Here is a 16,910-nt window from a genome sequence, read left to right as displayed (position 1 = left end):
GCATTGACTATCAAGCACACTGTTGAGTTCTCAAACAACCGACGCACACCGTCAGATTAGCGACTCTTCTTGTTCGCTTCCCTGTCCGGGGCAGTGACTTAAACTTACCAGGCCCTTTCGGACTTTTCCAAATCCCCGCCGGCCCGCTGGGCCGAGAGAATTCTTCGAGCAACCGAAGGAATTCTGATCCCATTTTTCGCCGACCATTCAGAACGCGAATCCTGATGATCTGCAGAGGAAGGGAAACCATCCGAACCGGACCGCGACTCGCACCGCGTCATCCTCGTTCGGAGGCAACCTCTGTAACTTACCCTACCACGCTCCCCGGCGCAAGCATCCTGGTCAGGATCCCTACATCGAGGCGCCTGTTCGGCAAGCCCACCCCAGAAACGAAGCGCACGAAGCTACCTCGAAGATCTGGAGTGGTTCCCGCCCCGGGACCGGCCAGTCACGCTCTTCGCGTTTCCTGTCCGTACCTCCCTGCCGGGCGAACAACGAGAACATTACGTCAGCCCGCAGGAGCCGTCAAAGCCAGGGCGCGTGACGGCTGACACAGATGCGCTGTTCACCAGGTGTTTTTCCAAGAGGGCATCAGGTCCGCACGCGCCGGAGCCATGTCAGACCGGCCCATCGGCCCCCGTCCGCGGCTCGTTGCCCGGGCGTAGACCAAGAACTCTCCCGGTCGGCCATGTCTGCGTAATCTTTGGTTCAGATTTCGCCATCCGCCCTGAAGGGCAGAAGCACGGCGTCGCCGGCACGGCCGCGCCACGCAGCCGGAAGCCGCAAGCGCCTGCCGCTAGCCCAGGCGGAGCCCGAGCAGCTCCTCGAGCTCCCCGTGCGTGACCCCGTACGTCTCGACGACGCGTGCGGCCCCGCCGCCCGGAACCCCGGGTCCGACGTCGATCACCGCGATGTCGCTGTAGACACGGGACACGCAGCCCACCCCGGTGAGCGGCAGCGTGCACTCGGGCACCAGCTTGGGCTGACCGTCCTTGGTCAGCAGGGTCATCATGACGACGCTCCGCCGGGCGCCCACCGCGAGGTCCATCGCTCCGCCCACCGCGGGCACCGCCCCCGGCCGGCCCGTGGACCAGTTCGCGAGGTCCCCCGACGTCGACACCTGGAACGCCCCCAGCACGCACACGTCGATGTGTCCGCCGCGCATCATGGCGAACGAGTCGGCCTGGTGGAAGTACGAGGCGCCGGGAAGCTCGGTCACGGGGACCTTGCCCGCGTTGATCAGCTCGGGGTCCGCGGCGTCCCGCTCCGGCGACGGGCCCATCCCGAGCAACCCGTTCTCCGTATGGAGCGTGATGCCCGAGCCGGCGGGGAGGTGGTCGGCCACGAGCGTCGGCAGGCCGATGCCCAGGTTCACGTAGGAGCCCGGCGCGATGTCGGCGGCCACCCGTGCCGCCAGCTGCGCCCTGGACAGAGGAGACCCGCTCCGCGAGCCCGGCGGGACCGTCTCGGCGCTCATGAGGCCGAACCCCGGGCTCCGGCCTGCGCGCCCGCCAGCGTCGTCACGCTGTCGATCGCCAGGACGGCGTCGACGTATATACCGGGGGTCACCACGGTCTCGGGGTCGATCGACCCGACCGGCACCACCTCCCGCACCTGCGCAACGGTCCGCCGGGCGGCCGTGGCCATGACGGGGCCGAAGTTCCGGGCCGTCCTGCGGTAGACGAGGTTCCCGACGCCGTCGGCCCGGAAGGCCTTGACCAGCGCGACGTCGGCAGGGAGCGGCGACTCGAAGACCATCGGGACGCCGTCGACCACGCGCGTCTCCTTGCCCTCGGCGAGGGGCGTGCCGAAGCCCGTGGGCGTGAAGAAGCCGCCGAGGCCGGCGCCGGCCGCCCGGATCCGCTCGGCCAGGTTGCCCTGCGGCACCAGCTCCAGCTCGATCTCGCCCGCGCGGTACGCGGCGTCGAAGTGCCACGAGTCCACCTGCCGCGGGAACGAGCACACGATCTTGCGCACCCGGCGCTCCAGGATCAGCCGGGCCAGCGCGTCCTCGCCGTTGCCCGCGTTGTTGGAGACGACGACGAGATCGGCGGCGCCCTGCTCCAGGAGTGCCTCGATCAGCTCCACCGGCTGCCCTGCCGGCCCGAAGCCGCCGATCATCACGGTCGAGCCGTCGGCGACGTCGCCCACCGCCTCCAGGGCGGTCGGCGCCACCTGGACGGTCATGCGGCGGCCCGCGCGTTCTCGAGGACCACGGCCACACCCTGGCCGACGCCGATGCAGATCGCGGCCACTCCCCAGCGCTGCCGCTCGACGACCAGCCGGCGGGCGAGCGTGCCGAGGATCCGGGTGCCGGAGGCGCCCAGCGGATGCCCGAGCGCCGTCGCGCCGCCCCAGGCGTTCACGATCTCCGGGTCGACGTCCCACGCGTCGACGCAGACGAGCGACTGCGCGGCGAACGCCTCGTTGAGCTCGACGGCGCCGACGTCGGCCCAGCCGATGCCGCTCTTCGCGAGCGCGCGCTCGGCGGCTGCCACGGGGGCGTAGCCGAAGTCCTGCGGCTCGTTCGCGACCGCGGCACGGCCCGCGATCCGGGCCAGCGGTTCCAGGCCGGTGAGGCCCGCCGCCGCCTCGGAGCCGATCAGGGCGGCGCTGGCGCCGTCCGTCAGCGGGGAGGCGTTGCCAGCGGTGATGGTGCCGCCGTCCGACCGGAAGGAGGGCTTGAGCGCGGCCAGCTTCTCCAGGGTGCCGTCCGGGCGGACGGGCTCGTCACGGTGCAGGTCCGTCCCGGGCACGGCGGTGACCAGGTCGTCGTAGCGGCCCGCCTCCCAGGCCGCGTGCGCCAGGCGGTGGCTGCGCAGGGCGAACTCGTCCTGCCGCTCACGCGTGACGCCGTACTTCTCGCGCAGCCGCTCGGTCGCCTCGCCGAGGGAGACCGTCCAGTCCGGCTGCATCCGCTTGTTGACCAGGCGCCAACCCAGCGTGGTCGACACCAGCTCGGCGCCTCCCGCGGGGTAGGCCCGCTCCGGCTTGGGCAGCACCCACGGCGCGCGGCTCATGGACTCGACCCCGCCGGCCACGACGACGTCGGCGTCGCCGGTCTCCACGGCACGGGCCGCCTGCACGGCGGCGTCGAGCGACGAGCCGCACAGCCGGTTGACCGTCACCCCGGGTACCGACAGCGGCAGCCCGGCCAGCAGCACCGCCATCCGCGCCACGTTCCGGTTCTCCTCGCCGGCGCCGTTCGCGTTGCCGAGGATCACGTCGTCGATCCGAGCGGGGTCCAGCCCGGGCGCCCGGCGCACCTGCTCGCCGACGACGAAGGCCGCCAGGTCGTCCGGCCGCACCCCCGCGAGAGCGCCGCCGTAGCGGCCGAAGGGTGTCCGCACGGCGTCGTAGACGAATGCCTGTCCCATCGATCCACACCTCTGCCCGTTCGCAGTGCGCACACAAGTTCCGTATGCGTACGCCCACCGTAACAGCCGGGCTCAGGCGCGGGTACGGGCCAGATCCGCCTCGATCTCGCCGGCCGCGCGCAGCAGTGCCGGCAGGAACTCGGACACCAGCTCGTCGACGGCACCACGGCGTACGGGGGCGGACACATTCACCGCGCCCACCACGCGGCCGGCCCGGTCCCGCAGGGGTGCCGCCAGGGACCGCAGACCCTCCTCGAGCTCCTGGTCGACGAGGGCCCAGCCCTGACCCCGCACCCGGTCCAGCTCCGCGCGCAACAGGTCCCGGTCGACGATCGTGTGCGGGGTGAGCGCCTCCAGGGCGACGGCGCCCAGGAAGTCGTCGCGGTCGCGGTGGGGCAGGTGCGCCAGGACCGCGCGCCCCATGGAGGTGGCGGACGCCGGGAACCGCGTACCCACCTGGATCGCAGCCGACATGATCCGGTGCGTGGCGACCCGGGCGACGTAGACGATCTCCGCGCCGTCGAGCACCGCGACCGACGACGACTCCCCGACGTCCTCCGCGAGGCGCTCCAGGTGCGGCTGGGCCACCTCCGGCAGGGTCAGGCTCGACAGGTAGGCGTACCCGAGCTCGAGCACCTGGGGACGCAGGGCGAACACGCGTCCGTCCGTGACGACGTAGCCGAGCTCCACCAGGGTGTGCAGGAAGCGTCGGGCCGCCGCGCGGCTGAGCGCGGCCTCGCGGGCCACCTCGCTCAGGGTCATCCGCGCCCGCTCGGGGCCGAACGCGCGGATCCCGGCCAGCCCACGCTCCAGGGACTGCACGAACTCACCCGACCGGGTTCCGCCGTCCTGCGCGATCTCGCTCATCTCGGGTTCCTCCATGCCGTCGGCGCGTCCGCCTCGCATCCTGGCCGAGCATCCGGTCGCCCGCACCAGGTCGCCCCGTGCGTCCTGGGAACTGCGCCTTTGGCAGCACGCCCGCCCGGGCCTCCCCTGGTCCGACGGCGGAACGCACCGTTGAGCCCCGACGCCCGCAACCCTGGTCGTTCTCCGAACGGGTGTGCCGCGAGTGAAGGTAGCGATGTGCCGGAGGCCCGGTCAATGGTTCGGTGGCGCCGGTCTCGACCGTGACCGGATCGCGATGTGTTCCGGCGTCGCGACGTACACCGGAAAACGACGAGGCCCCGGTCAGCGTTTCCGCTGGCCGGGGCCTCGTTCCTGCTGTGCGCCCGAAGGGATTCGAACCCCCAACCTTCTGATCCGTAGTCAGATGCTCTATCCGTTGAGCTACGGGCGCTCGTCGTACCAACTGCTGTCTGCCTGCCGTTCACACGGCCGACCGACGAGAACATTACCGCCTGTTCGGCGCGGGCCCAAACTCAAATCCGCGCTTCCCGACGAGAACTCCGTCACAGCCCTGAACCTGCGTGCCGAAGCCTCTCACAGAAAAGGCCCCGGGCGTCACGCGCGGCCGGGACCTTCCTGGCGGAGACGGAGGGATTTGAACCCTCGAACGGGTTGCCCCGTTACCACCTTAGCAGGGTGGCGCACTAGACCTGACTATGCGACGTCTCCTCGCGACAGCTTCTACCCAGGCAGGGCGATGCCGCGCGGCCCAGGCTACCTGGCGCACGGCGACCTGAGCAAAGTGGGACGGCCGGCAGCACGCGGGACAGGGCGACATCCGCGAGATCCTGCCGATTTTCCCTCCGAGCCGAGACGGCCCGGGACGTGCGCCGGACGCCCTCGCCTGGGTCCGGGCGGCGTCCGGCAGCGTATTTCATACAGCGTCAATAACGGGTACATTCGCGGTCATGGACTACGACGTCTTGGTGATCGGCTCGGGTTTCGGCGGCAGCGTTGCTGCCCTCCGCCTCACGGAGAAGGGCTACAGGGTGGGTGTGCTCGAGGCGGGCCGCCGGTTCGAGGACGACGAGTTCGCCAAGAACTCCTGGCACCTCAGGCAGTTCCTCTGGGCGCCGGCCCTGGGGTGCTACGGCATCCAGCGCGTGCGCCTGCTGCGCAACGTGCTGTGCCTGACGGGCGCGGGCGTGGGCGGCGGGTCGCTGGTGTACGCCAACACCCTCTACCGCCCCCTGGACCCCTTCTACGCTGACTCCGCCTGGTCCCACATCACCGACTGGAAGTCCGAGCTCGCGCCGTACTACGACCAGGCGGAGCGCATGCTCGGCGTCGTCCGGTACCACGGCCGCTCGCCCGCGGACGACGTCATCCGGGGCGTCGCGGACGACATGGGCGTGGGCGAGACGTTCCGGCCCACCCGGGTGGGTGTGTACTTCGGGCCGGGCGGCGCGGAGGCGCCGTCGCCGGGCCGCCGGGCCGCCGACCCGTTCTTCGGCGGGGCCGGACCGGAGCGGACGGGCTGCATCGAGTGCGGCGAGTGCATGACCGGCTGCCGGCACGGCGCCAAGAACACCCTGGTCAAGAACTACCTCTACCTCGCGGAGCGCGCGGGCGCCGAGGTGCACCCGCTGACCACGGCCGACGTCGTCCGGCCGCGGGCAGAGACGGAGGGCGGCGGCTACGAGATCCGCACCCACCGCACCGGCAGGAGGTGGGCCGGGCGGCGCACGTTCACGGCGAAGCAGGTCGTGTTCGCCGCCGGCACCCTCGGCACGCAGCGCCTGCTGCACGCCATGAAGGACGCCGGCACGCTGCCGGGCCTCTCGCACCGGCTCGGGCACCTCACCCGCACCAACTCCGAGGCGCTGCTGGGCGCGATGACGCACAAGGTCGGCTCGACCGACTACTCGCGCGGGCTCGCGATCACGTCGTCGTTCTACCCGAACGAGAGCACCCACATCGAGCCCGTGCGCTACGGCCACGGCTCCAACGTCATGGCGGCGCTCCAGCACATCCTGGTCGACGGCGGACCGCACCGGTTCTTCCGCTGGTTCGGTGAGATGGGCAAGAACCTCAGGTGGCTGCCGGTGCTGATGGACTGGCGCCGCTGGTCCGAGCGGACGGTCATCGCCCTGGTCATGCAGGCCCACGACAACTCGCTGACCACGCTCACCCGGCGGTCGCCGTTCGGCCGGTACATGACCTCCCGGCAGGGCACCGGCGCACCCAACCCGAGCTGGATCCCGGAGGGCCACGAGGCGGTGCGCCGCATGGCGGACAAGATGGGCGACGACGGCGTGGAGGGCATCGCGGGCGGCACGATCGGCGACCCCTTCAACATCCCGCTGACCGCGCACATCCTCGGGGGCTGCGCCATCGGCTCCGACGCCGCGGACGGCGTCGTCGACCCGTACCTGCGCATGTTCGGCCACGAGGGCCTGCACGTCATGGACGGCTCGGCCGTGACCGCGAACCTCGGGGTGAACCCGTCGCTCACCATCACGGCGCAGGCCGAGCGGGCGTGCGCGCTGTGGCCCAACGCGGGCGACCAGGACGGCCGGCCTGCCCTGGGGTCGGCCTACCGACCCGTCGAGCCGGTGCGTCCGGCCGCCCCGGTGGTGCCCGAGGCCGCTCCCGCGGCGCTGCGCCTGCCCATCGTGGGGATCTCCTGAGCCCGGGGGCATACAAGAAGGACGACGGCCGGGATCCACTGGATCCCGGCCGTCGTCCTGTGCCCTGCGGAGGGCGAGGGATTCGAACCCCCGGTGCGTTGCCGCACAACGGTTTTCAAGACCGTCACATTAGGCCGCTCTGTCAGCCCTCCTCGCGCCGTTCACCCCCGCAGGGGGGCCGGCGCGGCCCCACAGTCTAACGTCCGGCAGGACAGCGACGGCGGGCCGCCCCCAGGGTGGCCCGCCGTCCGCGAAGTGCTGGAGAGCGACTCAGCCCTGCGCCTGCGCGCCGGAGCGGAGCTGGCGCATCGCGAGCTGGACCAGTGCGATCAGCGTCTGCTTGGTCGCCGCACGCGAACGCGCGTCCGTGTACAGCATCGGCACGTGCGAGGGGATCTGCAGCGCCTCGCGCACGTCCTCGAGCCGGTGCTTGGCCACGCCGTCGAAGCAGTTCACGCCCACGACGAACGGGATGTTGCGCGACTCGAAGTAGTCGATGGCCGGGAAGCACTGCTCCAGGCGGTCCGTGTCGACCAGGACGACGGCACCGATCGCACCGCGCACCAGGTCGTCCCACATGAAGAGGAAGCGGTCCTGGCCCGGCGTACCGAACAGGTACAGCCACAGGTTGCCCGGCAGCTCGACGCGGCCGAAGTCCATGGCCACCGTGGTGGTGGTCTTGCGGTCGGTGACGCCACCGGCGTCGTCCACGCCGACCGAGTGCTCCGTCATGGCAGCCTCGGTGTTCAGCGGCTCCACGTCGGAGATCGAGCCGATGAACGTGGTCTTGCCCACCGCGAAGCCACCGGCGACGACGATCTTGACGACGGTCGGCGCGGTGCGCTCGGCCGCAGGCTGCGCACCCGGGGCGGACTGCGCGCCGGCGTTGGCCGCCGGCGCCTGCTGCATCACCGGCGGCGCGGGCTGAGCCTGCGCCGGACGGGACGCCTGAGCGGTGGGCGCCGCGGCGCCACCGCCGCCACCCAGCACGCTCTGGCGCGCGGGCGCGTTCGAGGAAGCGGTCGCAGTGCCGGCGTTACCCGACACCGGGGCCCAGTTGGGACCGCTGCGGGCCCCGCCGTCAGAGGGCGGAAATGCCATTAAGAACACTCTCCAAGACGCTCAGCGACAGGCCCGAGTTCGAGCTGCCGTGGCCTGTGTGGACGTTAACCGGTGTCGAGGTGTGCACGGTGACGTGCCCTTCCTCCTGCATGTCCGCCACAAGGATCCGGACGACACCCAGGGGCAGCCGCAGAAGGGCCGAGAGCTCGGCGATCGACACGTACGTGTGCGCGGCGTGCTGGAGGATCGCGCGCTTCTCGGGAGGCAGTCCGAAACTGCTGACTGCCCCGGGAAGAACCTCCACGAGGGCCTCGAGCGGCAGGTCGGACAGTTCCGACCGCACCCGGCCTCCGGTGACCGCATAGGGGCGCACGGTGGACGTCTCACGGACGTCCCCCTGCCCCTGGGAACCGAAAGGTGCGTACGTCATGGTCGAGTCCTCATCCCACGCTGGCGGCTCGGGTCTGCCCATCGACCGGGAGGCTGCCACGCATCTCCGAGATGAGCTGCGGCGTGAGGGTGGCCTCGGTGCGCGACACCAGGAGAGCCATCTCGTAGCCGATGAGGCCGATGTCGCACGTGGCCTCCGCGACGACGCCGAGCACGGACCCGTTCGAGACGTTCATCAGGAAGAGGAAGCCGTTGTCCATCTCGATGATCGCCTGACGGACGTTACCGCCGTTGAGCTGCCGAGAAGCTCCACGCGTGAGGCTTGACATACCGGAGACGATCGCCGCGAGCTGGTCGCCGCTGGTGCGGTCGAGCTGGTCGGACATCGCCATGAGCAGTCCGTCTGCCGACACGACGAGCGTGTGCCGACTGCCGGGAACGGTACGCACGAAGTTGTCGAGCAGCCAACCGAAATTGGTTGCTTCGGTGCTGAGGGTCACTCTGTTCCTCCTAGTCAGAATCCACAGACGCGCTTGTCACCGCGACTGCGGCGCTGAGTCAGGGACATGATTCACGGTCGAGGGTGCCCACGTCGAGTCCCCACCGCCGTTCTTGCCGTTCTCGTGCTCCGAATTGCCCTCGTCCACGGACTCCGACCGGCCACGCGCGGTGGCCGACTGGAACGCCGAGAGACGTGAGCGAAGCTGCTCGGGATCACGGTCGATGCGAGCCGAGAGCCGCTCGACAGCTGGGTCCGCACCGGTGCCGGAGGCACCGCGGGTACGGCGGGTCAGCCCACCACTGGCAACCTCGGTATTGACGGCTGCCGGACGGTACGAGTCGTTCTCTTTCACATCATCTTCCTGATAAGCCCCTCGACGGAGAAGGCTCGTCATCTCCTCGTAGAGCACTGCCGAGGCGGTCCATTCCGACCGTGCCTCCACCGAGTCACGCACGTACTCGGGGTCTAGGGGGTCCTTCCCGTCGCCGTCGGTCCCGGCAGCTCGCTTGGCGAGCGGGGCCGGCGAACCGTACGACGGGTCGTACACGGCGCCCGTCGGGTACGGCTCGCTGAACTCGCGGGCGGGAGGCTCGAAGGACTGCTGCTCGAAGGCCTGCTGCACGTCCGCCACGGGCACGGCCTGGGTGGCCGGTGCCGACGCGAAGGAGGTGGGCACGCGCTCGGGGGCGGGAGCCGCGGGGGCCGGAGCGGGCGGAGCGGCGGCCGCGCGGGGCGCCGCGTCCACGAACGGGTTGGTTCCGGGGGCCGGAGCCTGCGCGGCCGGCAGGGGGACGGTGCCACCCGCGGGCGGGGCCGGCAGAGCCGGCAGCGCCGACGTCAGCGACTCCTGGACCGCCTTCTGGTAGCCCTCCTGGTAACCCCGCTGGTACGTCGGGTCCGCGACGGGAACCTCCGGTGCCTGCGCCGGGAAGGCCCCGGTCGGCGGAGCGGGGTTGCCCTGGGGCGGACCGCTCGGTGCCTGGAAGTTCTGCGCCGGGAGGTTCTGGGTCGGGAAGTTCTGCGTGGCGAAGCCCTGTGCCTGGAAGCCCTGCGTCGGGAAGCCCTGCGTCTCGACGTTCGGGGCGGGCACGACCGGGGCGCCGAAGGTCGGCGGGCCGGCCACGGGGCTCGCGACGGTCTGGATCGGACGCGACGCCGGACGCTGCTCCTGGGGCTGGTAGGCCCGCAGCTCGCCGGTGGCGGGCTGGCCCGGGCGGCGGCCGAACAGGCCCCGCTTCTGGGCCGGCTTGCCCTGCTGGGCGCCCGAGGCCGTCGAGCGACGGCTCGGGAGGTCCGCCATGAGCTCCTCGAACGCGGGCAGCGCCTCGAACGACGAGTCGGGGCCCTCCGGGGCCTCCGCCCCGAAGCCCTGGGACTGCGGCTCGTCCTGGAACCCGCCGAACCGCTCGGGCTGTACGCCGAAGCTCTGCGCCGGAGCAGGAGCCGCAGGAGGCCTGCCACCGCCCGCCGCCGGGAACCGCATCACGTCGGTGTCGGACATGCCGGGCAGTGCCGCCGGGTCCTGCGTGATCGGGTCGAGCTGGAGCGACTGGGTGCTGCCCTCGACGGGATCGATCGTGTTCAGCGAGCGGAAGCTCGAGAACAGCGCGCTGCGCTGGTCCACGTCGACCGCGGCCGGCGTGGTGTCCTCGAAGACCGGGGCCACCGGCTCGACCGGCTGCTGGGCACGCTGGCGGCTCGGGAGCGAGCTGCCCTCGGACACGTTCGACGGCGGGGCCCAGGCGTTGTCGTCGGCCTGGTAGCCCTGCGGGAGCGACGGGGTCTGGATCTCCGGCAGCACGATCGAGCCGGTCGGCGTCGTCTCCGCGACCGGGAGGGCCGCCGTCGAGCTACGACGCCGGGCCAGGCCGAGCGCCGTCGTGCCGTCGGTGAGGGCGTTCAGGTCGACCGGCTGCGCGACCGGGGCCGGCTGGGCCGCGAACGCGGCCGCCGCGATCTGCGACGTACCGGTCGGGACCGGCATGCCGCCCTGCTGCGGCACGGACGTGGTGGCCGGGGCCGCCGCCGTCACGGCCGGCGAGCCGAAGCCGTTGGTGGGCGCACCCGCGCCCCGCATCGCGCCCGTACCCGGGCCGGTGGCGATGCCGCCGTTGAACTGCGAGGCGGCCGCCTGCGTGTTGGCCTCCAGCGGGTCGGTCGGCATGGGCAGCGGCATCGCGTTGTCCGGCATGAACAGCACCGCCGGGAAGCGGACCGTCACCTCGGTACCCGTGCCGCCCTCGCCCGGGCCGAACGCCACCTGGGCGCCGAGGCGGTCCGAGAGGCGGCCGACCACGTAGAGGCCGAGGCGCTGGGCGCCCACGGCGTCGGACGCGGCATGGCTGAGGACCTTGCGGTTCGCCTCCGCGACCTCCTGGGGGTTCATCCCGAGGCCGTGGTCGCGGACCACGACGGTGACGAACTGCTCGTCACGGGCCGTGGTGACCTCGACCGGCGTGTGGGGCTCGGAGAACATCGTCGCGTTCTCCAGGAGCTCGGCCAGCAGGTGCGCCGCGTTCAGCGCGTTGTGGCCCAGCATCATCGGGTCGACGACGAGGTTGAGGCGGACCCGGTCGTACAGCTCGATCTCGGACGACGCGGTACGGATGACGTCGGAGACCGGCATCGGCTGGCGGACGCGACGACCGGAGTCGATGCCCGCGAGGACGAGCAAGGACTCCGCGTTGCGCCGCATCCGGGTCGCGAGGTGGTCGAGGCGGAACAGGTTCGACAGCGTCGAGGGGTCCTCCTCGGACCGCTCGAGGTCGTCGAGGAACGCGAGCTGCCGGTTCAGGAGCACCTGGTCGCGGCGGGCCACGTTGACGAACATCTCGGCGATCGACCCGCGCAGGGCGGCCTGTTCGCGGGCGACGTCGATGGTTGTCCTGTTGACGTCGTTGAACGCCGCGGCGAGCTGGCCGATCTCGTCCGAGGACTCGACGGTGATCGGGTCGAGGTCGATGCTCGGCCCCTGGCCGGGCACCGACACCTGCTCCACCAGCGTGGGGAGGCGGTCACGGACCACGCCGGCCGCCTGGGTCAGGCGGCGCAGCGGGGAGACCAGGCGACGGGCGATGACGAGGGCCATGATGACCGAGAAGCCGAGGGCCGCGATCGCGACGCCACCGGTGAGGTAGGCACGGTTCGCGGCGACGTCGGCACGCTCCTGGGCGAAGCCCGCGGTGTCCTCGCGGACGGCGTCACGGACGATGCGGCTCTCCTCGACCCACTTCGCGGACTCGCCCTGGAACGCGTCGGCCTGGGCCGGCTGGATCGACGTGAGGTCACCGCGTGCGACGTAGCCGCGGACGGTGCCGTAGACGCCGTCCATGCCCGGCACCTGGTACTCGCCGGGGATGCGGTCGAAGAGGTCCTGCGTGCTGTCCCACTCGCGGTCACCCAGGTTCACCAGGTCGGCGGCGCGGAGCGCCAGGGACCTGGCGGCGGCCTCGCCCTGCGGGTGGTGCGCCACGACGCCGAGCGTCAGGCCGACGATCGGGCGCTCGTAGGTGTTGGTCAGCATGAGCTGGTCGATCGAGTGGTACGCCTCGAGGCGGGTACCCAGGTCGCGGTCCTCGGAGGTGTCCGCGATGGCGTCCATCACCTCGAGGGCGCCGTCGATGTACGTCCCGTAGGCGTCGGTCGCGACCTGCTCGGTGAGCCGGCCCTCGGCGACCTTCTTCTGCACGTCGGTGATGGCCGCGCGGTCCTCGATGGTCTGCGTGACCGCGTCCTTGACGCGCTGGTCCAGCATCGAGATGTCGATGTCCAGCAGCTCGTCGTCACGGGCGTCGAGGGCCGTGATCGTCTGCGCCTGGGCGGCCGGGGCGGACCACTTCGGGTTGCCGTCCTTGTCCATCACCTGCTTGCCGTCTTCCCCGATCTCCGGGGTTCCGCGCAGCAGGGCGACGCGGGCCTGGTCACCCGTCGCGCTGCTGTCGATCATCGCGACGATGTTGTACGCCCGCTCCTGCGCGAACGCCGTGCCTGCCTGGTCCTGGTACTCGAGCGCTGCGACGAGATCAGCGGTCTGCTGCGCGCGCATCGCGTCGGCCACAGAGAGGCCGATGATGTACGCCGCAGCGATGACCAGGACGACGGCAGGCGTGACCAGTGTCGCAAGAACTTTCCCGCGCACTCCCAACCTGCGGAACATGCGTACCTCTCTCCATCACTGATCCGGAAGGGGTGGCGTGCGTGGTGCCCGCCGAACACCCCTCGGTGCTGCGTACAAGTTACCGGCACCCGGTTTCCGCTGGCGACCTTCGTGAGGCCACACGGAAGTAGGCTTCATCGATGTGCGAGCCGTCACGATATCCGGACCGGGGCCATCAGGGAAACTCTCCATTTCATCCCTGAACCACCCGAATGCTGGCCAAAGCGACGTGGTGATCACCGTCGCCGCCGCCGGAGTGAACCGTGCTGACCTGCTACAACGGGCCGGATACTACCCCCCTCCGGCGAATGCCCCGGACTGGCCGGGTCTTGAGATATCCGGAACTGTGAAGCGTGTCGGACACGGCGTGTCGCGCTGGCGCGCCGGGGACCGGGTCGTCGCGCTGCTGGAGGGCGGCGGATACGCGGAGGAGGTCGCGGTCCGGGAGACCCAGGTGCTCCCGGTGCCGGACGGCATCGACCTGGTCGACGCCGCAGCTCTGCCCGAGGCCGGGTGCACGGTCTGGAACAACCTCGTCGACGTCGGCCGGCTGCGCCGCGGCGAGTGGGTGCTGGTCCACGGCGGCTCCGGCGGCATCGGCAGCATCGCGATCCAGGTCGCCAAGGCGCTCGGCGCCCACGTCGCCACGACGGCGGGCGGCCCGGAACGCGCGGCGCGCTGCGCCGAGCTCGGTGCCGACGTCGTCGTCGACCACCGGCAGGAGGACTTCGTCGAGGCGGTCCGCTCCGCCACGGGCGGCCGCGGGGCCGACGTCGTGCTCGACCTGCTCGGTGGGGGCGCCCTGGGCGACAACGTCCGCGTGCTGGCCCGCGGCGGCCGCCTCGTCGTCATCGGCATGCAGCAGGGGCGGCGCGGCGAGCTGGACCTCAGCGCGCTCCTCTCCCGGCTCGGCACGATCTCCGGGACCATGCTCCGGTCGCGCCCTCCCGAGGAGAAGGCGCGCATCGTCGCCGATACCGAACAACACCTGTGGCCACTGTTCGCCTCAGGCCAGGTCCGGCCGGTGATTCACGCTCGCATCCCGTTCGCGGAAGCGCAGTCGGCACACGATCTGCTGGAGTCGGGAGAGGCATTCGGCAAAGTGCTCCTGGTCCCCTGATCAACGCGTGCCTATATATAGGCATGGCCGACAATTTCGTTCCCCACCCGGTAATGCAATGCAGGCGACCGGCGATTCGGGCAAGACTGGACCCATGAACGACGAGCGAGCCACCTCCCAGTCCGCCGAGCGACCCGACGACCACCGCGACCAAACCCATGCCGCGCACCCTCAGGTGGTGACGCCCGACGGCGCGGCCGTGCCGCCGGAGCGCGAGCCCGAGGGCGCCGGCGACGAGCGCGAGGTCGACGAGGCCGAGGCCGTCGTGGGCCAGGTCGAGGAGCCGGCCAAGGTCATGCGCATCGGCGGCATGATCAAGCGGCTGCTCGACGAGGTGCGGGACGCCCCGCTCGACGAGGCCGCCCGGACCCGCCTCGCCGAGATCCACGAGCGCTCGATCCACGAGCTCGAGGACGGGCTCTCCCCCGACCTGGTCGACGAGCTGCACCGCATCACGCTGCCGTTCTCGGACGACTCCGCGCCGTCCGACGCGGAGCTCCGCGTGGCGCAGGCGCAGCTGGTGGGCTGGCTCGAGGGCCTGTTCCACGGCATCCAGACGGCGCTCGTCGCGCAGCAGATGGCGGCGCAGGCGCAGCTCTCGCAGATGCGCCGCGCGCTGCCGCCCGGAACCGGCGCCTTCGGCCCGGCCGGCCCGGGCGGGCCCACCCTGCCCGGCGCCTCGGACGACGAGTCGGGCGAGCGCCGAACCCCCGGCCAGTACCTCTGACCTCCGCCGTTGCCTCCGGGGTGCGATCCCCGGAGGCAGCGCGGCGGGTAAAGGCCGGGGCGCCTACAGGTCGACCGGGTCCACGAGGAAGCCGTCCTCGTCGGCGATCTCACCGCCGGCGGCGCCGTGGATCGCACTCGCGAGCCGGGCCACCAGCTCCGCGGCGCGCTTGCGGGCGATCCGCAGCTCCATGTTGGGGAACTCCCGCTGGGACTCCACGAGGTCCTGGGGCTCCCAGTGCACCCAGTAGCAGACCGCGCCCTGCTCGGCCCACGGCAGGCCGCGCAGCAGCCGCGGCAGCTTCTCCTCGCCGCTGATCTCGACCGAGACGATGCCGTCGACGTCGAGCTCCACCACCAGGCCGTACCCGTCCAGCACGCGCGGGCCGGTGAGCGCCTTGATGTCGTACTCGTCGGCGGCCGCGTGCAGCTTCTTGCGCAGCTCCGGGTCCATGGTCTCGCCCCGGTAGAGCGGCTTGTCGGCGATGCCGTCGGGCGGCCCGCCCCACTCCTTGCCGTCCATGTGCAGCCGGGCACGCGGGTGCACCTTCTGCAGGATGGCGTGCGCGGCCTGCGGGTCGAGCCAGACGTCGGAGTAGACGGTCATGTCGATCGCGGCCCCGGCGTCAGGGGTCAGCACGACGCCGGCGCCCGGCCGCGTCGTCGGACCGTCCGGGGCGGTGTCCCAGAGGCCGCCCACGTCCAGGCGGAGGGAGCCGCCGAGGCGCCGCGCGACGGCGACCAGCCACTCGATCAGGCGGCGCTCCTCGCGCTCGGGCATGGCGGCGGCGAACGCCCGCCCAACGCCGTCGCGGTCGCCCGCGGGGAACGGCGGCTCGCCGCGCTCCCGGTGGCAGACGATGTCGAAGGCCATCTCGGCGCCCGGCGGCACGCCGAGGTCGAACCCGTCGCCCACCGGCTGGTACGGCCCGTTCATCACCGCGTGCCGCGAGACCCGCAGCACGCCCGGCTCCCGGCCCTGGGCGCGGCGGCCCTGCGGGGCGCCGGCCACGTTGCCCGGGAGGATCCCGGCCGGGACCACGTCCCAGCGGGTGGCGGAGAACCGGGAGAGCGCGAGAACCTCGATCTCGTCCAGCTCCACGTCACCGGGCACGGTCAGCACGTGCCGGGCCTGGTGCGCCTGCGCAACCGTGCGCGGCAGGAGAGGAAGCTGGGGAGCGGCCATCGGGGTCCCTTCTCGGTCCGGGTGCCCGGTCCGCGCCGGGCATCCGGAGCCTACCTCCCGGCGAACGCCCGTCGGGGCGCCCGGCGGGACTGCCCGGGGGCCTCGACCGTCACGCCCCGCTCACACCGTCGTGCGGTGGAAGTTCTGCGAGGAGCGGGACGCCGTCGGGCCGCGCTGGCCCTGGTAGCGGGATCCGTACAGGTCCGACCCGTACGGGTGCTCGGAGGCCGACGAGAGCCGGAAGAAGCAGAGCTGGCCGATCTTCATGCCCGGCCACAGCTTGATCGGCAGCGTCGCGACGTTGCTCAGCTCCAGGGTCACGTGCCCGCTGAACCCGGGGTCGATGAAGCCGGCCGTGGAGTGCGTCAGGAGACCGAGCCGGCCGAGGGAGGACTTGCCCTCCAGGCGGGCCGCGACGTCGTCGGGCAGCGTGACCGCCTCGAAGGTGCTGCCGAGCACGAACTCCCCCGGGTGCAGCACGAAGGCCTCACCGTTGTCGGCCTCCACGAGCCGGGTCAGCTCGGGCTGGTCCGTCGCGGGGTCGATGAAGGGGTACTTGTGGTTGTCGAACAGCCGGAAGAACTTGTCGAGGCGCACGTCGATGCTCGACGGCTGCAGCATCGACGCGTCGTACGGGTCGAGGACGACACGGTCGGCCTCGAGCTCGGCACGGATATCGCGGTCGGAGAGGAGCACCCGGATACGGTACTGGGCGGCGCGCGGAGGCGCCGCCCCATCCGGGGGCGGCGCCGTTCCCCCCCCGGGCCGCGCCCTCCCCTCCGGGACGACAACGCCCCCTCACCAGGCGGCAGCGTCCCCCTCCGCGAGCAAGCGCCCCCCCTCCAACTGCCGGTC

General features: G+C 71.7%; 13 protein-coding genes and 3 tRNA genes. 3 read left to right on the top strand and 13 right to left on the bottom strand.

All coding sequences use genetic code 11. From position 1 onward, the window contains the following. Window positions 1–796: 796 nt before the first annotated feature. The 6 genes from ACFV9Q_RS14335 to ACFV9Q_RS14310 form a co-directional block, all read right to left on the bottom strand. The gene (locus ACFV9Q_RS14335; protein WP_377234952.1) at window positions 797–1,477 is read right to left on the bottom strand and encodes a 3-oxoacid CoA-transferase subunit B; all 681 of its coding nucleotides are present in this window, start codon (window positions 1,475–1,477) and stop codon (window positions 797–799) included. Beyond that, window positions 1,474–2,187: a 3-oxoacid CoA-transferase subunit A gene (locus tag ACFV9Q_RS14330; RefSeq protein ID WP_377234951.1), complete on the bottom strand. Its 714-nt coding sequence runs from the start codon at window positions 2,185–2,187 to the stop codon at window positions 1,474–1,476. The genes ACFV9Q_RS14335 and ACFV9Q_RS14330 overlap by 4 nt, the downstream gene beginning before the upstream one ends. Continuing rightward, complete coding sequence (locus tag ACFV9Q_RS14325; protein ID WP_377234950.1) at window positions 2,184–3,377, bottom strand: thiolase family protein; 1,194 nt, start codon at window positions 3,375–3,377, stop codon at window positions 2,184–2,186. Before ACFV9Q_RS14325 ends, ACFV9Q_RS14330 begins: the two co-directional genes overlap by 4 nt. Before the next feature lie 72 nt (window positions 3,378–3,449). Continuing rightward, window positions 3,450–4,244 (bottom strand): IclR family transcriptional regulator C-terminal domain-containing protein, encoded by a 795-nt coding sequence (locus tag ACFV9Q_RS14320; protein WP_377234949.1) that lies wholly within the window; start codon window positions 4,242–4,244, stop codon window positions 3,450–3,452. A gap of 357 nt (window positions 4,245–4,601) precedes the next feature. Further along, window positions 4,602–4,674, bottom strand: a tRNA-Arg gene (locus tag ACFV9Q_RS14315). A 186-nt stretch (window positions 4,675–4,860) separates the two neighbouring features. Next, window positions 4,861–4,952: transfer RNA gene (locus tag ACFV9Q_RS14310), tRNA-Ser, on the bottom strand. Window positions 4,953–5,191: 239 nt separating this feature from the next. Between ACFV9Q_RS14310 and ACFV9Q_RS14305 the strand changes: the two genes are divergently transcribed. Further along, on the top strand, window positions 5,192–6,913 hold the full coding sequence (locus ACFV9Q_RS14305; RefSeq protein ID WP_377234948.1) for a GMC oxidoreductase: 1,722 nt from the start codon (window positions 5,192–5,194) through the stop codon (window positions 6,911–6,913). A gap of 67 nt (window positions 6,914–6,980) precedes the next feature. Here ACFV9Q_RS14305 and ACFV9Q_RS14300 read toward each other — a convergent pair. From ACFV9Q_RS14300 to ACFV9Q_RS14280, 5 genes are all read right to left on the bottom strand, one after another. Continuing rightward, a tRNA-Ser gene (locus ACFV9Q_RS14300) sits at window positions 6,981–7,065 on the bottom strand. A 118-nt stretch (window positions 7,066–7,183) separates the two neighbouring features. After that, window positions 7,184–7,822 carry an ATP/GTP-binding protein gene (locus tag ACFV9Q_RS14295; protein ID WP_377234957.1) on the bottom strand — a complete coding sequence of 213 codons (639 nt, stop codon included), beginning with the start codon at window positions 7,820–7,822 and terminating at the stop codon, window positions 7,184–7,186. A 172-nt stretch (window positions 7,823–7,994) separates the two neighbouring features. Further along, complete coding sequence (locus ACFV9Q_RS14290; RefSeq protein ID WP_020017526.1) at window positions 7,995–8,405, bottom strand: DUF742 domain-containing protein; 411 nt, start codon at window positions 8,403–8,405, stop codon at window positions 7,995–7,997. A gap of 10 nt (window positions 8,406–8,415) precedes the next feature. Next, on the bottom strand, window positions 8,416–8,865 hold the full coding sequence (locus tag ACFV9Q_RS14285; protein ID WP_020017525.1) for a roadblock/LC7 domain-containing protein: 450 nt from the start codon (window positions 8,863–8,865) through the stop codon (window positions 8,416–8,418). A gap of 36 nt (window positions 8,866–8,901) precedes the next feature. Beyond that, a complete protein-coding gene (locus ACFV9Q_RS14280) occupies window positions 8,902–13,023 on the bottom strand; it encodes an ATP-binding protein (protein ID WP_377234947.1) in 4,122 nt (1,373 codons plus the stop codon). Between the two features lie 142 nt (window positions 13,024–13,165). Here ACFV9Q_RS14280 and ACFV9Q_RS14275 point away from each other — a divergent pair, with 142 nt between their 5' ends. Both ACFV9Q_RS14275 and ACFV9Q_RS14270 read left to right on the top strand, forming a co-directional pair. Beyond that, on the top strand, window positions 13,166–14,143 hold the full coding sequence (locus ACFV9Q_RS14275) for an NAD(P)H-quinone oxidoreductase (protein WP_377234946.1): 978 nt from the start codon (window positions 13,166–13,168) through the stop codon (window positions 14,141–14,143). Between the two features lie 94 nt (window positions 14,144–14,237). Beyond that, a complete protein-coding gene (locus ACFV9Q_RS14270) occupies window positions 14,238–14,870 on the top strand; it encodes a bacterial proteasome activator family protein (protein ID WP_377234945.1) in 633 nt (210 codons plus the stop codon). Between the two features lie 63 nt (window positions 14,871–14,933). Here ACFV9Q_RS14270 and ACFV9Q_RS14265 read toward each other — a convergent pair whose 3' ends face one another. Next, a complete protein-coding gene (locus tag ACFV9Q_RS14265) occupies window positions 14,934–16,055 on the bottom strand; it encodes a hypothetical protein (RefSeq protein WP_377234944.1) in 1,122 nt (373 codons plus the stop codon). Between the two features lie 120 nt (window positions 16,056–16,175). After that, entirely contained in the window at window positions 16,176–16,751 is a 576-nt protein-coding gene (gene dcd / locus ACFV9Q_RS14260; RefSeq protein WP_377228204.1) for a dCTP deaminase, read from the bottom strand. Window positions 16,752–16,910: the final 159 nt, after the last annotated feature.

It is taken from the genome of Promicromonospora sp. NPDC059942, assembly GCF_042731755.1.
Classification (GTDB): Bacteria; Actinomycetota; Actinomycetes; order Actinomycetales; family Cellulomonadaceae; genus Promicromonospora.
Note: the sequence above shows the minus strand (reverse complement) of the source record. Positions and strands in the feature narration are given on the sequence as shown.

Bases quoted from the DNA above. Each gene is read 5' to 3' on its own strand.
- ACFV9Q_RS14335 (WP_377234952.1), bottom strand. From the start codon at position 1,477: ATGAGCGCCGAGACGGTCCCGCCGGGCTCGCGGAGCGGGTCTCCTCTG.
- ACFV9Q_RS14330 (WP_377234951.1), bottom strand. From the start codon at position 2,187: ATGACCGTCCAGGTGGCGCCGACCGCCCTGGAGGCGGTGGGCGACGTC.
- ACFV9Q_RS14325 (WP_377234950.1), bottom strand. From the start codon at position 3,377: ATGGGACAGGCATTCGTCTACGACGCCGTGCGGACACCCTTCGGCCGC.
- ACFV9Q_RS14320 (WP_377234949.1), bottom strand. From the start codon at position 4,244: ATGAGCGAGATCGCGCAGGACGGCGGAACCCGGTCGGGTGAGTTCGTG.
- ACFV9Q_RS14305 (WP_377234948.1), top strand. From the start codon at position 5,192: ATGGACTACGACGTCTTGGTGATCGGCTCGGGTTTCGGCGGCAGCGTT.
- ACFV9Q_RS14295 (WP_377234957.1), bottom strand. From the start codon at position 7,822: ATGCAGCAGGCGCCGGCGGCCAACGCCGGCGCGCAGTCCGCCCCGGGT.
- ACFV9Q_RS14290 (WP_020017526.1), bottom strand. From the start codon at position 8,405: ATGACGTACGCACCTTTCGGTTCCCAGGGGCAGGGGGACGTCCGTGAG.
- ACFV9Q_RS14280 (WP_377234947.1), bottom strand. From the start codon at position 13,023: ATGTTCCGCAGGTTGGGAGTGCGCGGGAAAGTTCTTGCGACACTGGTC.
- ACFV9Q_RS14270 (WP_377234945.1), top strand. From the start codon at position 14,238: ATGAACGACGAGCGAGCCACCTCCCAGTCCGCCGAGCGACCCGACGAC.
- ACFV9Q_RS14265 (WP_377234944.1), bottom strand. From the start codon at position 16,055: ATGGCCGCTCCCCAGCTTCCTCTCCTGCCGCGCACGGTTGCGCAGGCG.